Raw genomic sequence first — 13,738 nt, 5'->3', positions numbered from 1 at the left:
GTCAGCCCTCCTGTGCCGTATCGAGCAACACTTCGAAGCCGCCGAAGATCAGCCGCTTCCCGTCGATCGGCATGTCCGATCCGGGCGCCGGCATGCGGTCGTCCTCGCGCATCTTCGCCATGCCCGCTTCATAGTCCGCTTTCGACGCCCATTCGGTGAAACCGAAGGCCACGCTTTCGCCTTGTTCGGCCTTCACCGCCTGCTTGAAATCGGTGATTTTCCCGTCGGCGATCGATGGCGCGAAGCTGTCGACGGCGCGCAGCGCGCCCGCGTCGATCGCCACCTCGCGCATTGTCGCGCACATCTCGGCAAAGGCGTCCTTGCCCGCGTTCGGAACCGGCGCGACATAGCCGTGCACATAGGCCGAGTTGCCGCCCGGACCGGCCTCGCCCAGCGTGTCGAACTCGGCAAAGGTCATCCGCATGCCGTCGAACGGCATTTCGGCGGGCGCTTCCATCTCCTCATCCTCGGAAAAGGCCTTATGCGCCTTCTGCCACGCTTCCTTCGTGCCCCAATCGACCCAGGAGAAGACGATGATCTCGCCATCCTCGGCCTTGGTCGCGCGATACATGTCGGTGGTTTCGCCATGGGGCACGTCGTCGGCCCAGCATTCGACCATCCGCACCATGCCGTGCTTTTCGAACATCGGGACGGCGCTCTTCGCCATCTCGCGATACTTTTCCCTGTTACCCTCGGGCACAGGGACGAGAAATCCCTGAATGAACGTCATGCTCTCTCTCCTTCTTTTTCAGCCATTTGTGCGGCGAAGTCGTCCGACCACCCCATATCCTGCGGGCCGTATCCCTCAAAATCCGCGCATTGCTCGGCGATCGCCTCCCGATAGGCGGGGCGCGCGAAGCAGCGGTCTCGCCAGGCGGCGAGGTTGTCATGTTCCTCGACCAGCCGGGCGCTGTCGGCGACCTTCACGACCGAGGCCATCATCAGGTCGGCGATCGTAAAGTCGCCGCCGGCCAGCCATTCCCGATCCCCGAGCGCATTGGCGAGCTTATCGAGCCGGTCCCGTGCCATCTTTTCGGCAAAGGGGCGGTAGCCTGCGGCGATCTCCTTATCCTCGATAAAAATGTCGGCGAAGGAGACTTCCATCAGGAACGGCTCGACCGAGTTGAGAGCGGCATAGGTCCAGCATTTGACGATCGCGCGTTCGCCTGCGTCTTCCGGCAGCAGCTTGCCCGTCCGTTCGGCGATGTCGAGCACGATGCCGCCCGTTTCGAACAGGGTCGGCCGGCCCTCTTCGCGCAGCAAGGGGACCTGGCCGAAGGGATGTTCGGCGCGGTAGGCGTCGGTTGCCAGGGTATCGCCGTCGATCAGCTCGACGTCATAGCTCCAGCCGACCTCCTTCATCATCCAGCGCAGCCGGAAATCGCGGACCTGGCCGCGTGCGAAAGGCGGCACCCATTTGAACGCGGTGATCGTGATGGGGGCGTGATCGGCGTTGACCTGCATCGCTTTGTCCTCTCGGCTGTGGGTTAGGCCGCTTGCGGCTCACCCGCCATTGCCTCGCTCGCGGCCTCCATATCCATATGCATGACTTCCCAGTGATGGCCGTCGGGATCTTCGAAGCTGCGGCCGTACATGAAGCCCAGATCCTGCTTCTCGCCCGGATCGGCCTTGCCGCCAGCGCCTGCCGCCGCCTCGACCATCGTGTCGACCGCGCCGCGATCCTCGGCCGACAGGCAGAGCAGCACCTGGCTGCTCGCATGGGCGTCCGCAATCGGCTTCGGCGTGAACTGCTTATACTTGTCGTGCGTCAGCAGCATGACGTGGATGGTGTCGGAGAGCACGATGCAGGCGGCGGTTTCGTCGCTGAACATGTCGTTCTTTTCGCCGCCGATCGACTGGTAGAAGACGGTGGACGCCGCCAGGTCGGAGACGGGGAGGTTCACGAAAATCATCTTGCTCATGGCGCGTTCCTTTCGACGTGCGAATCGGTATTTGACGGTGTTGGCCATGGTAGTTATTAAAAGCAACTGTGGAGTTACAAAAAACAACCGAAACGGGGCAAGCCGAGAGAAGGCGCTGGTATGACGATGCCTGCGGCACGGCCTTTGCGCTTGAAATGATTGGGGAACGCTGGTCGATCCTCATCATTCGCGAACTGCTGCTCGGGCCCCGACGGTTTGGCGAAATCCGCGCCGAGCTGACAGGGCTCAGTGCCAATGTCCTGACCCAGCGGCTCGAAAGGCTCGAAGGTTTCGGGATCGTCCGGCGGGAGAAATTGCCGCCGCCCGCATCGGTTCAGGTCTACGGTTTGACCGAATGGGGCTATGAGGCGGAACCGGTGATCCAGATGATGGGGAGATGGTCGACGCGCCATCCGGATCACGACACCTCGCTACACATCTCGCCCACCGCCATCATGCTGAGCCTGCGCGCGATGGTCGTTTCGGATATTCCCGACAATCTCGATTTGCGCATCGGGTTCCGGCTGCGCGGCGAGGAGTTTGTCGCCCATGCCCACAAGGGGCGGGTCGACACGAGCCGAGCCGAGGCCAAGGATGTCGACGCGCTGCTCGAATGCCGGCCGGGGATCGTCGCGTCGCTTGCCTATGGCACGAAACCGTTGGAGCAGTTCGAAGCGACGGGCGAGCTTGCCGTCGAGGGGGATCGGCAAGCGGCCGAGCGCTTCTTCACGCTGTTTTCGCTCCCCGAAAAGATCGGCACGGGCGACTAGCCCCGGAGCCTAGCGCGTCGCGTCCTCGACGGCGCGGCGGGCGTCCTCGGTCCGGCGTTCGATGTCCTCGCCGACGCGCTCCAGCTCGTCGAGCCGCCGGCGCGTTTCGCGGTCGGGCTCGACGGTCAGGCCGTTGCCGTCGATGCCGATGCGGCCGCCCCCGACGGGCGTCTCCACGATCACATTGCCGTCTTCGTCGAAGGTGACGACGGGTTTCTCGATCGCCGGTTCTTCCGGCTCGATGGCCGGTTCGACTTCGCGGCGTTCGGGCCGGCGGGGCGTTGGGGCCGGGGCCGCGCCTTGAATCGCGCCCGCCATGAACTGGCGCCAGATCCGCGCGGGCGCGCCGCCGCCGCTGGCGCTGCCCAATGGCGTGTTGTCGTCGTTTCCGATCCAGACGCCGACGACGAGATCGCCCGCGAAACCGACGAACAGCGCGTCGCGGCTGTTCTGCGTCGTTCCGGTCTTGCCATAGGCCGGGATGGCAAGCCGAGCGGCATTGCCGGTGCCGCCGTCGACGGCGGCGTTCAAGAGGTCGAGCATCTGCTCGCGTTGGCGCGAGGGGACGCGGCTCGGTCCGGAGAAGAGCGATCCGAAAAAGCCGGCTTCCTCCTGCGGAATGGCGTGCGGCGAAACCGGCGAATAGCCTCCCGCAATCGACGCATAGACGGAGGTCAGTTCGAGCAGCGTCATCTCCGCGCTGCCCAGTGCAACGGCGGGATTGGTCGGCAGTTCGCGCTCCAGCCCCAGCGTGCGCGCGGCTTCGGCGATCGCTTCGGGCCCGAGCTGCTGGTAGAGCCGGACCGCGACGACATTGCTCGACCGGGCGAAGGCTTCGCGCAAGGTGATCCGGCCGCGATAGGTGCCGCCGGAATTGGACGGGCGATAATCGCCGGTCTCGATCGGCGTGTCGTTGACGATGGTCTCGGGCGTCATGCCGGATTGCAGCGCGGCGAAATAGACGATGATCTTGAAGGTCGATCCGGGTTGCCGCTCCGCCTGCGTCGCGCGGTTGAAGGCCGAGGTCGCATAGTCGCGCCCGCCGACCATCGCGACGACGTCGCCGTTCGTCCGCATCGCCACCAGCGCCACCTGCGCGCCCGCCGGCGTGCCGTTGCGCGCCGCGCGCTCGGCAAGCTGCTGCAACTCCCAGTCTAGCGTGGTCTGTACCTCGACCGTTTCATAGCCGGCCGGAAGCACGTCGCGCGCCTCGTCCATCGCCCAGTCGGCGAAATAGCCGCCGCGCGGCATGTCCTCTCGCGGCCGGTGGTCGACCTCGGCGAGCGGGACGGCGGCGCCTTCTGCCTCGGTCAGATAACCGGCATCGACCATCGCCGCGATCACGACGCGTTGCCGCTCCTGCGCGCCCTCGAGATTGTTCGTCGGGGCGAGCCGCGACGGCGCCTTGACCAGCCCCGCGAGCATCGTCGCCTGGCTCAGCGTCAGATTTTCCGGGTGCCGGTAGAAATAGTGGAGCGAGGCGGCGCGCAGCCCGTAGACATTGTCGCCGAAATAGACGTTCGACAAATAGCGCTCCATGATCTGGTCCTTGGAAAGCCAGAGTTCGAGCCAGAGCGATATCGGCACTTCCTGGATCTTGCGGAACAGTGTGCGTTCCGAATCCAGATAGGTGATCTTGACGAGCTGCTGGGTGATCGTACTGCCGCCCTGGACGCTGTCCGACGTCATGTTCGACCAGAGCGCCCGGCCGATGCCGCGCGGATCGATGCCCCAATGCTCCTCGAACCGCCGGTCCTCGATCGCCATGAAGGCCTGCGCCACATAGGGCGGCAGCTCGTCCATCGTCACCGGCCGGTCCATGATCGGGCCGGAACGCGCGATCGGCGTGCCGTCCGCCGCGGTCAAAACGATCTCGGGCGGCACGGTCGGCTGGGCCGTGCGCGAAACCGGCGCGGCGATGATCAGCCAGGCGATCAGGATGAAGAAGAAGGCGAGAAAGCCGTACAGCGCCCATTTGAGCCAGAACCACCAGCCGCGGCCCGGTCGGCGGGTATCTTCGGCGATGTCGTCAGGGTCGTCGGGCGGCGGCGCCGAAGCATCGCGTTCGCGCGCCTCGGTCTGTTCGCGCACCGCACCGGCCCAGTCGACCGGCTCCCGATCCTCATGGTCCCGGCCATATTCGGTATAGCCGTCATAATCGGGATCGACCGGATCGAAGCGCGCGTCATCGGCGCGATCCCGGATATCGGATGCGTAATAGGGATCGAAGGCGGGGTCGTCGGCATAGGGGCCGATCAGCCGCCGCCGACGCGTCTCGGGGTCGTTCCCGAACAGGTGATTGTCGTCCTGCGCCATTTCCGTGTTACCGACATAAAGCAGTGTAAGCGAAGATGCCAGCATTTGCGCGGGGACCGGGCTGGCGGAGAGGCCCTTTGTCGTAGAGCGCGATCGGCAATCGATCTCTCGTCATTGCGAGGAGCCGAAGGCGACGCGGCAATCCAGAGCCGCCAGCGATGGCGTTTGTGGCTCTGGATTGCTTCGCTTAGCTCGCAATGACGGCAGTCCGGAGGTTAACAGGTCTGAAGCGAACGCGGATGCGCTCACCTCTTCGACAGCCTCAGCCCTCTTCGCTCTTAGCCGCCGTTTTCTTCTTCTTTTTCGGCGGTTTACGCTTGGGCGGGGCGGGGGTCAGCTCGAATTCGAGCTTGTCGTCTTTCACCGTGACATTGACCTCGCCGCCGTTGAGCAGCTTGCCGAACAATAGCTCCTCGGCCAGCGGCTGCTTGATCTTCTCCTGGATCAGGCGGCTCATCGGGCGCGCGCCGTACAGCTTGTCATAGCCGCGGCTCGTGAGCCATGCCTTGGCCTCGTCGTCGAGCTTGATGTGGACGTTGCGATCCTCGAGCTGCAATTCGAGTTCGAGGATGAACTTGTCGACGACGCGGGCGACGACCTGCGGCGGCAGATAGCCGAACGGTACGATCGCATCGAGGCGGTTGCGGAATTCGGGGGTGAACATCTTCTTCACCGCTTCCTCGCTCGCATCCTCCTTCGAAATATTGCCGAAGCCGATGCCCTCGCTCGCCATGTCGGCGGCGCCGGCATTGGTCGTCATGATCAGGATGACGTTGCGGAAATCGACCGACTTGCCGTGGTGATCGGTGAGCTTGCCGTTATCCATCACCTGCAACAGCACGTTGAACAGGTCCGGATGCGCCTTTTCGACCTCGTCGAGCAGCAGCACGCAATGCGGGTTCTTGTCGACGGCATCGGTCAGCAGCCCGCCCTGGTCGTAGCCCACATAGCCCGGAGGCGCGCCGATCAGGCGCGAGACGCTGTGGCGTTCCATATATTCGGACATGTCGAAACGTTCGAGCGGAATGCCGAGGATCGACGACAATTGCCGCGCGACCTCGGTCTTGCCGACGCCGGTGGGGCCGCTGAAGAGATAATTGCCGATCGGCTTTTGCGGTTCGCGCAGGCCGGCGCGGCTGAGCTTGATCGCCGACGACAGCGTCTCGATCGCCAGATCCTGGCCGAAGACGACGCGCTTCAGGTCCTGCTCGAGCGTTTCGAGCACCTGCTTGTCGTCGCTCGACACCTGTTTCGGTGGGATACGCGCCATCATCGAGACGACATGTTCGATCTCGTTCGGCGTGATCATCTTGCGGCGCTTCGACGGTGCGACGAGCATCTGGCTGGCGCCGGTCTCGTCGATCACGTCGATCGCTTTGTCGGGCAGCTTGCGGTCGTTGATGTAGCGTGCCGACAATTCGACCGCGGCCTTGATCGCGTCCTGCGTATATTTGACCTTGTGATGCTCCTCGAAATTGGGACGCAGGCCCTGGAGGATCTTGATCGTGTCCTCGATCGTCGGCTCGTTGATGTCGATCTTCTGGAACCGGCGGAGCAGCGCGCGATCCTTCTCGAAATGGTTGCGAAACTCTTTGTACGTGGTCGATCCGATGCAACGGATCGTTCCGCTGGAGAGGGCAGGTTTCAGCAGGTTCGAAGCATCCATCGCGCCGCCCGATGTCGCGCCCGCGCCGATCACCGTGTGAATCTCGTCGATGAAGAGGATCGCGTGGGGCAGCTTTTCCAGTTCGGAGACGACCGCCTTCAGCCGCTCCTCGAAATCGCCGCGATAGCGCGTTCCCGCGAGCAATGCGCCCATGTCGAGCGCGTAGATGACAGCCGGTTCGAGCACTTCGGGCACGTCGCCCTCGGTGATCCGGCGGGCGAGGCCCTCGGCGATCGCCGTCTTGCCGACTCCGGGCTCGCCGACATAGAGCGGGTTGTTCTTCGAACGGCGGCACAGGATCTGCACCGTGCGGTCGACCTCGGTCGAACGGCCGATCAGCGGGTCGATCTTGCCGGCCTTCGCCTTCTCGTTGAGATCGACGCAGAACTGCTTGAGCGCGCTTTCGTTCTTCTTCTTGCCACTCTGCTTGGTTTCGCTCTCGGCCTCTTCGTCGTTGTTCGTGCCCTGCGGCAGTTCGGCCGAGCTGTCGCCCTTGCCGACGCCGTGCGAGATGAAGCTGACGGCGTCGAGCCGGCTCATATCCTGCTGCTGCAGGAAATAGACGGCATAGCTTTCGCGTTCCGAAAACAGCGCGACGAGTACATTGGCGCCCGTCACTTCGTCGCGGCCCGAGGACTGGACATGCAGGATCGCGCGCTGAACGACTCGCTGGAAACCGCTGGTGGGGGAGGGGTCGGTCGTGCCGTCGATCTTGAGCGCGTCGAGCTCATTGTCGAGATAGACGGTGACGGCTTCCTGCAGCTCGGAAATCTCGACGCCGCACGCCGTCATCACCTGTGCCGCGTGATCGTCGTCGGTGAGTGCCAGCAGCAGATGTTCGAGCGTCGCATATTCATGCTTGCGGTTCGCCGCTTCGGCGAGCGCATTGTGCAGCGTCTGTTCGAGTTCGCGGGCAAATGAAGGCATAAGGTTAACTCCGTGCCGCTCCAACCACTTCGGGCGGCGTAAATCCTATATGGGAATGGTTAACGAAAAAGTTAACAAGGCGAGTGAAACAGGCTGATTGCGGCGCGTGAGGCGCTTGCCCGTTTCGCGAAACCGTCATCGCTTGAACAGCTCGTCGGCCGCCTTGCGATGGCTGACCGCGCCGTCCATCTTCGCCTTTACCCGGCCGATTTCGGCCTCCAGCGCCTCGATCCGCAATTCCAGTTCGGCGACGGACAGCGGATCGAGATCCTCCCTGCAAAGCAGCGTCAGGGGATCTTCGGGCTTTGTGGCGAAAAGTTCGTCCAAATCCATGACCCTAAAGTTGACCCTCGCCCCCGTGCTGTCAATAAGGCGGCGGCGAATTGCGGGGTTTAGGGGAAAGAAACGTGGCCGATTTGCCGCAAACGATGACCGCGATCGATATCGAGACGCCCGGCGGCCCCGAAGCGCTCGTTCCCGTGACGCGCGACGTGCCGGAACCGGCTGTTGGTGAAGTCCTGATCAAGGTGGCTGCGGCGGGGGTCAACCGGCCCGACGTCATCCAGCGCCAGGGCTTCTATCCGCCCCCGCCCGGCGCTCCTTCCATCCCGGGACTCGAAATCGCCGGAGAGGTCGTCGCGCTGGGCGATGGTGTGTCCGGCGACCTGATGGGGCAGCAGCTTTGCGCACTCGTTTCCGGCGGCGGATATGCCGAATATTGCGTCGCGCCCGTCCCGCAGTGCCTGCCTGTGCCCGATGCGCTGTCGATCGAAGAAGCGGCGGCGATGCCGGAGACGCTGTTCACCGTCTGGCACAATCTGTTCGAGCGCGCCTATGCCAGGGAAGGCGAAACGGCGCTCGTCCATGGCGGCACGAGCGGCATCGGATCGATGGCGATCATGCTCGGCAAGCTGTTCGATCTCACCGTCATTGTCACTTGCGGCAGCGACGAGAAATGCGAAGAGGCGCTCAAGATCGGTGCGGCGCATGCGATCAACTACAAGACCAGGGATTTCGTCGAAGAGGTCAAGGCGCTGACGGATAGCAAGGGCGTCGAGATTGTGCTCGACATGGTCGCCGGCGATTATGTCGCGCGCAACATGCAATGCCTGAAAGAGGACGGCCGCCACGTCACCATCGCCGTGCAGGGCGGGCTGCAGGCCGAGATCAACATGGCGCAGCTGATGTCGCGGCGGCTGACACTGACCGGATCGACGCTGCGTGCGCGGTCGGGCGAGTTCAAGGGGCTGCTTGCCGACGAGATACACCGTATCGTCTGGCCGCTGGTGGAAGAGGGCAAACTCAAGCCGGTGATGGACCAGTCAATCCCGCTCGCCGAAGCTTCATCGGCGCACGCGCGGATGGAAGCGGGCGATCATATCGGGAAGATTATTTTGACGGCGTAGTCGTTCAGGCGGCGCGTTCGGCGTCGATCCTTTTCCTGAGTGCCGCCAGACGGTTCTCCTGCGCGGGAATTTCCGGTTTGATGTCGGCGATCGTCGCTTCGGCCCGATCGATCTCGCCTCTTTCCAACAGCAACGTCGCCATCTCGAGCTGGGTCACGGCATAGGCATCTGTATGGCCCATTGCCTTCGACAGGTGGCCGAACGCCAAATCCTGATGCCCCGCACGGCGCAGCGCCGATCCGATCTGCGTAAGAATGAAGGTTTCGCGGCGCGGGTCGGCGACGATCCAGGCATCGCGGGTCGCCTCGATCTCTTCTACGGAGCCCAAACGAACGGCCGAGTTCGTCCGCAATCGCCACTGGGCGTTGCCCTTTACACCGCGTTTGCAGAGCGGGCGGACTGTCTCCACGACAGCAGCGAAATCTTCCAGTGCATAAAGCAGTTCGCCGCGCAGGACGATAGCCGAACGACTGTCATCATCGGCGATGACCGCCAGCGCCTCGTCGAATTCCCCCTGATCGAACAGGAAGCGCGCATATTCGATGGCAAAGCCGGGCGAATCCTTGGCCCGATGCGCTTCCTTCTTGAAGAACGCGCGGTCGCTGCGGTTGCGCGCATCGCGAGCCTTGTCGGCGAAGATCAACGCCTCGGCAGACTCGCGAGGTAACTCCACTGCGTCCGGTGGCGCCAATTCGGTGCCGTCCTCGCCGCTATAGGCACTGACCATCCGGTCGACGTTGAACGCGATCAGATATTCGGTGACGTGAACCAGATCGTCCATCCACGCGATCCGCCGGTCACTGAGAGTCACGGACTCATAGCTCGGAAAATAGCTGATCCGCTGGTCTTCGGCGCAGATCTGCTCGGCCACCGCGCGGAGCACCGATTTCGAATAGCTGTTCGCCACGAGTACGTCGCAATCGCGATGAGTCGCCGTCATCGGCACGGGCGATACCGTGAGCACGACCTGGAGGTCCTTGCGGCCATATTTGAATGCAATATCGAAGGCCTGGTGCAGATAGCGGTAGCAGTCGTCGAAACTCAGCACATGGAGCGAAAACCGGTCAGGAAAGGCATTGAGCGTGGACGGTAGCGGCGCGACGTTCAGATAGTCTCCGCTCACATTGTCATACCACAGCTCGACCAGACCCAGCGTCATGATCAGCACGCGGCAATCCGCCAGCGAACGTGTCGCTTCGTGCAGCCCGGCGCGCCGGGCGCGCACGTCCTCGATCGGTCCGGGGCGGATGCTGGGCACCATATGCAAGTCGATGAACTGGCCGGGCCGGACCTCGACAAAGCCCTTGCCCTCGTCGAACGGCTCTTCGCCGAATGCCCAGGCAAGTTCGTTGTAGATGGACGGCGTGCCGAAATTGTTGACGATTTCGGGGCTCAGTTTCTCGAAGGCAGGCGTCTTGAAAAGGTCGCGCATCGGTACCTTGAAGCCGCGTTTGCGTAGCTCGGCCTCGACGTTGCGTGCAAAGCACGAACCGATCGTGAAGATCTTCTCGCCCGGTTCCAGCCGGAACGGCACGGAAAACGCCGGTTTGGCGACCGGTTCGACGCGGTTGATCTCGGAGCGATTACCCCATGACGATGCCGTGTTCGCTTTGCGAAGTCGCACCGCCTCATGGCCGTTGAACGTGATGATGGGCATGCGGCGCTATCTATGCGCCGGAAAAATAAAGGCAAGCGGCAAGGCAAGGTGACGCGCGATTGTCATCCGCAAGCGATTCTCCTGTAACAAAAGGTCGCCATAGCTCTCGAGCGGAACGAAAATCCGGGGGCAGCCGATGGAAACACCGCTCGATCTACCAACAGACCTGAACAGCCTCGGGCGCATGAGCCGCCGGTTTGCCACGCCCGAGAGCGAGGGTGAGCGCCGCAGATACCGGACGATCTGGATTTCCGACATCCATCTCGGCACCAAGGGCTGCAACGCCCATATGCTGATCGACTTTCTCGACAGCGTCGACAGCGAGACGATGTACCTTGTCGGCGACATCATCGACGGCTGGCGGATGAAGAAGAAGTTCTACTGGCCCGACGAGCATAACGACGTCGTCTGGCGCATCCTGAAACGCGCCAAGCGCGGCACAAGGATCGTCTATATTCCGGGCAATCACGACGAGATGTTCCGGCAGTTTACCGGCCTCCATTTCGGCGGGGTCGAGATCCTGCGCAAGGCGGTTCACGAGACGGCGGACGGGCGGCGTCTGCTCGTGCTCCATGGCGACGAATTCGATGCGATCATGCTTTCGCACCGCTGGCTCGCCTATCTCGGCGACGTGGCTTACGAGGTCATGATGGGGCTGAATCGCTGGGTCAACGCGATCCGGCGCCGCTTCGGCATGCCCTATTGGTCGCTGTCGAAACACGCCAAGCACAAGGTGAAGAACGCGGTCTCCTTCATCTCCAAGTTCGAGGAGGTGGTGGCCGATGCGGCCGGGCGCCGCGGCGTCGACGGCGTCGTCTGCGGTCACATCCACACCGCCGAAATCCGCGATATCGAGGGCGTCGAATATTATAATGACGGCGACTGGGTCGAAGGCTGCACGGCGCTGGTCGAACATTTCGACGGCCGGATGGAGGTGCTGCACTGGGCCGACGAAATGGCCGCGCGCGATGTGGAGGATGAACGGAAGATGGCTGCATAGTCTCGACAAAGCACCGTTAGCCCTGAGCTTGTCGAAGGGCGTTTCGCGGGAGGAGAGGCGGGCTTCGACAGGCTCTGCCCTAACGGATTGGAGCACGACTCTATGAACATCGTCATCGTCACCGATGCCTGGTCGCCGCAGGTCAATGGCGTCGTCCGGACGCTGCAATCGGTGACGCGCGAGATCGAGGCGATGGGGCACCGTGTCACTGTCTTCTCGCCCGACATGTTCCGCTCGATCCCGTGCCCGACTTATCCCGAAATCCGCCTGGCGCTGATGTCGGCCGATCGGATCGGCAGGATGATCGCGGACGCCCATCCCGATGCCGTCCATATCGCCACAGAAGGCCCCTTGGGCTATGCGGCGCGGCGCTGGTGCAAGATGCGGGGTGTGCCCTTTACCACCGCCTATCACACGCAATTTCCGGACTATGTCGCCCGGCGTACGCCGCTGCGTGCGGAATGGGTCTGGCCTGTCATCCGGCGCTTTCATGCCTCTGCGCAAACGGTGATGGTCGCAACCGAAACCGTGCGCCGAACTCTGGCCGAAAACGGCATCCATCATGTTAGCCATTGGGGCCGCGGGGTCGATCTGGACGCCTTTACGCCCGATGCGCCGCCGCCTGCGCTCTATGCGTCGCTCCAAGGGCCGATCCAGCTCTATGTCGGTCGGATCGCGGTGGAGAAGAATATCGAGGCGTTTCTCGAATGCCGGCATCCGGGCAGCAAGGTTATTGTCGGCGACGGCCCGGCGCGTGACGAGCTAGCCGCGCGCTATCCCGAAGCGCATTTCCTCGGCCCGCTATCGGGCGAGGCGCTGGCCGGAGCCTATGCGGGTGCGGATGTGTTCGTCTTTCCCAGCCGCACCGATACGTTCGGGCTGGTGATGATCGAGGCGATGGCCTGCGGCACACCGGTTGCCGCCTATCCGGTGACCGGACCGATCGACGTGCTTACCGAGGGTGTCGGCGCGATGGATGATGATCTCGACCGGGCGATCGCCGGGGCACTGGCCTGTGACCGGCTAAGCTGCCTCGCCTATGCCTCGCAATTCACCTGGGAACGCAGCGCCCGCCAGTTCCTCGACAATCTTGCCGTGGTCCGCGCGCCGCTGCCGCAGGCGGCCTGATCGCGCTCTTGCCCTGACGCCACGATTTGCCTAGATAGGCGGCAATATCAGGCCGTCCCGCGAGGGGCGGCCCTTTTCTTATCCGGAGTACGCCCCATGGCCCACCCCCTCATGCCGCATGCGACCGCCAGCTGGCTCGTCGATAACACCGCGCTCGCTTTCGATCAGATCGCCGAATTCTGCGGTCTGCACATCCTCGAAGTGCAGGCGATCGCCGACGATACGGCCGGCACCAAGCTGACCGGCCGTGACCCGATCCAGGCGCACGAACTGACGCAGGAAGAGATCGACAAGGCGCAGGCCGACCCCGATTATCGCATGGAAATGCTGAAGGGCCCCGAGCAGGTCCGCCGCACCAAGGGGCCGCGCTATACGCCGGTTTCCAAGCGCCAGGACAAGCCCGACGGCATCGCCTGGCTGCTGCGCAACCACCCGGAAATCTCGGACGCGCAGGTCGGCAAGCTGATCGGCACGACGCGCAACACGATCAACGCGATCCGCGACCGCACCCACTGGAACATCGCCGAAATCACGCCTAAGGATCCGGTGACGCTCGGCCTGTGCTCGCAGCGCGAACTCGACGCGGTCGTCGCCAAGGCGGCGAAGAAGGCGGGTATCGAAGCACCCAAGGACGAAACGGTCGAGGAAGATCGCGCCGCACTGCTGCAGGAACTGCGGCAGGAACGTGAGACGGCGGCGGCCGAGGCCGAAGCCGCGCTGGCGGCCGAGGAAGCGGCTGCACGGGGCGAAGCGGTGGAAGAGGAAGAAAAGAGCGGCACCCAATGGCCGACGCTCCGGGACGAAGACGGCGCGCCCGCCAGGCCGCTCCCCGAAGGCGCCGAAGAGCTGTTCAAGAAGAAAGAAGACTAGCGGGATATTTGTCAGACTCGACCTGACGGTCGAGCGCCGCACCATCAAAGGCCGGGACTAAACAACTAGGCCGTAG

12 protein-coding genes are annotated in these 13,738 nt (G+C 63.3%); 5 read left to right on the top strand and 7 right to left on the bottom strand.

The features are described from left to right. Window position 1: 1 nt before the first annotated feature. The 3 genes from Q0139_RS01180 to Q0139_RS01170 are packed head-to-tail and all read right to left on the bottom strand — an operon-like array spanning window position 2 to window position 1,922. On the bottom strand, window positions 2–730 hold the full coding sequence (locus tag Q0139_RS01180; RefSeq protein WP_298016115.1) for a DUF1428 domain-containing protein: 729 nt from the start codon (window positions 728–730) through the stop codon (window positions 2–4). Then, on the bottom strand, window positions 727–1,464 hold the full coding sequence (locus Q0139_RS01175; protein ID WP_298016113.1) for a glutathione S-transferase family protein: 738 nt from the start codon (window positions 1,462–1,464) through the stop codon (window positions 727–729). Before Q0139_RS01175 ends, Q0139_RS01180 begins: the two co-directional genes overlap by 4 nt. Before the next feature lie 23 nt (window positions 1,465–1,487). Continuing rightward, window positions 1,488–1,922 carry a VOC family protein gene (locus Q0139_RS01170; RefSeq protein WP_298016111.1) on the bottom strand — a complete coding sequence of 145 codons (435 nt, stop codon included), beginning with the start codon at window positions 1,920–1,922 and terminating at the stop codon, window positions 1,488–1,490. Between the two features lie 155 nt (window positions 1,923–2,077). Here Q0139_RS01170 and Q0139_RS01165 point away from each other — a divergent pair, with 155 nt between their 5' ends. After that, entirely contained in the window at window positions 2,078–2,692 is a 615-nt protein-coding gene (locus Q0139_RS01165) for a helix-turn-helix domain-containing protein (RefSeq protein ID WP_298016109.1), read from the top strand. A 9-nt stretch (window positions 2,693–2,701) separates the two neighbouring features. Here Q0139_RS01165 and Q0139_RS01160 read toward each other — a convergent pair whose 3' ends face one another. From Q0139_RS01160 to Q0139_RS01150, 3 genes are all read right to left on the bottom strand, one after another. Next, window positions 2,702–5,008, bottom strand: coding sequence for a transglycosylase domain-containing protein (locus Q0139_RS01160; protein WP_298016107.1), 2,307 nt, complete (start codon window positions 5,006–5,008; stop codon window positions 2,702–2,704). Window positions 5,009–5,270: 262 nt separating this feature from the next. Beyond that, entirely contained in the window at window positions 5,271–7,601 is a 2,331-nt protein-coding gene (gene clpA, locus Q0139_RS01155; protein ID WP_298016104.1) for an ATP-dependent Clp protease ATP-binding subunit ClpA, read from the bottom strand. Window positions 7,602–7,736: 135 nt separating this feature from the next. Beyond that, window positions 7,737–7,934, bottom strand: a complete 198-nt coding sequence (locus tag Q0139_RS01150; RefSeq protein ID WP_298016102.1) for a DUF1192 domain-containing protein — start codon at window positions 7,932–7,934, stop codon at window positions 7,737–7,739. Window positions 7,935–8,029: 95 nt separating this feature from the next. Here Q0139_RS01150 and Q0139_RS01145 point away from each other — a divergent pair, with 95 nt between their 5' ends. Further along, on the top strand, window positions 8,030–9,007 hold the full coding sequence (locus Q0139_RS01145) for an NAD(P)H-quinone oxidoreductase (protein ID WP_298016218.1): 978 nt from the start codon (window positions 8,030–8,032) through the stop codon (window positions 9,005–9,007). Window positions 9,008–9,011: 4 nt separating this feature from the next. On the opposite strand, the gene Q0139_RS01140 is transcribed toward Q0139_RS01145, so the two are convergent. Further along, the gene (locus Q0139_RS01140; protein WP_298016100.1) at window positions 9,012–10,664 is read right to left on the bottom strand and encodes a GSCFA domain-containing protein; all 1,653 of its coding nucleotides are present in this window, start codon (window positions 10,662–10,664) and stop codon (window positions 9,012–9,014) included. Between the two features lie 184 nt (window positions 10,665–10,848). On the opposite strand from Q0139_RS01140, the gene Q0139_RS01135 reads away from it, so the two are divergent. The 3 genes from Q0139_RS01135 to Q0139_RS01125 all read left to right on the top strand — a co-directional run bounded on the left by Q0139_RS01135 (window position 10,849) and on the right by Q0139_RS01125 (window position 13,662). Next, complete coding sequence (locus tag Q0139_RS01135; RefSeq protein WP_298016098.1) at window positions 10,849–11,664, top strand: UDP-2,3-diacylglucosamine diphosphatase; 816 nt, start codon at window positions 10,849–10,851, stop codon at window positions 11,662–11,664. A 102-nt stretch (window positions 11,665–11,766) separates the two neighbouring features. Further along, a complete protein-coding gene (locus Q0139_RS01130) occupies window positions 11,767–12,792 on the top strand; it encodes a glycosyltransferase family 1 protein (protein ID WP_298016096.1) in 1,026 nt (341 codons plus the stop codon). A 111-nt stretch (window positions 12,793–12,903) separates the two neighbouring features. Then, window positions 12,904–13,662 (top strand): DUF1013 domain-containing protein, encoded by a 759-nt coding sequence (locus tag Q0139_RS01125; RefSeq protein WP_298016216.1) that lies wholly within the window; start codon window positions 12,904–12,906, stop codon window positions 13,660–13,662. The last annotated feature ends 76 nt before the right edge of the window (window positions 13,663–13,738 follow it).

Source organism: uncultured Parasphingopyxis sp. (genome assembly GCF_937129435.1).
Classification (GTDB): Bacteria; Pseudomonadota; Alphaproteobacteria; order Sphingomonadales; family Sphingomonadaceae; genus Parasphingopyxis.
Note: the sequence above shows the minus strand (reverse complement) of the source record. Positions and strands in the feature narration are given on the sequence as shown.

Excerpts from the sequence above, each read along its gene's own strand:
- Q0139_RS01145 (WP_298016218.1), top strand. The coding sequence starts at position 8,030 with ATGACCGCGATCGATATCGAGACGCCCGGCGGCCCCGAAGCGCTCGTT.
- Q0139_RS01150 (WP_298016102.1), bottom strand. The coding sequence starts at position 7,934 with ATGGATTTGGACGAACTTTTCGCCACAAAGCCCGAAGATCCCCTGACG.
- Q0139_RS01160 (WP_298016107.1), bottom strand. The coding sequence starts at position 5,008 with ATGGCGCAGGACGACAATCACCTGTTCGGGAACGACCCCGAGACGCGT.
- Q0139_RS01180 (WP_298016115.1), bottom strand. The coding sequence starts at position 730 with ATGACGTTCATTCAGGGATTTCTCGTCCCTGTGCCCGAGGGTAACAGG.
- Q0139_RS01125 (WP_298016216.1), top strand. The coding sequence starts at position 12,904 with ATGCCGCATGCGACCGCCAGCTGGCTCGTCGATAACACCGCGCTCGCT.
- clpA (WP_298016104.1), bottom strand. The coding sequence starts at position 7,601 with ATGCCTTCATTTGCCCGCGAACTCGAACAGACGCTGCACAATGCGCTC.
- Q0139_RS01140 (WP_298016100.1), bottom strand. The coding sequence starts at position 10,664 with ATGCCCATCATCACGTTCAACGGCCATGAGGCGGTGCGACTTCGCAAA.
- Q0139_RS01165 (WP_298016109.1), top strand. The coding sequence starts at position 2,078 with ATGATTGGGGAACGCTGGTCGATCCTCATCATTCGCGAACTGCTGCTC.
- Q0139_RS01135 (WP_298016098.1), top strand. The coding sequence starts at position 10,849 with ATGAGCCGCCGGTTTGCCACGCCCGAGAGCGAGGGTGAGCGCCGCAGA.
- Q0139_RS01175 (WP_298016113.1), bottom strand. The coding sequence starts at position 1,464 with ATGCAGGTCAACGCCGATCACGCCCCCATCACGATCACCGCGTTCAAA.
- Q0139_RS01130 (WP_298016096.1), top strand. The coding sequence starts at position 11,767 with ATGAACATCGTCATCGTCACCGATGCCTGGTCGCCGCAGGTCAATGGC.
- Q0139_RS01170 (WP_298016111.1), bottom strand. The coding sequence starts at position 1,922 with ATGAGCAAGATGATTTTCGTGAACCTCCCCGTCTCCGACCTGGCGGCG.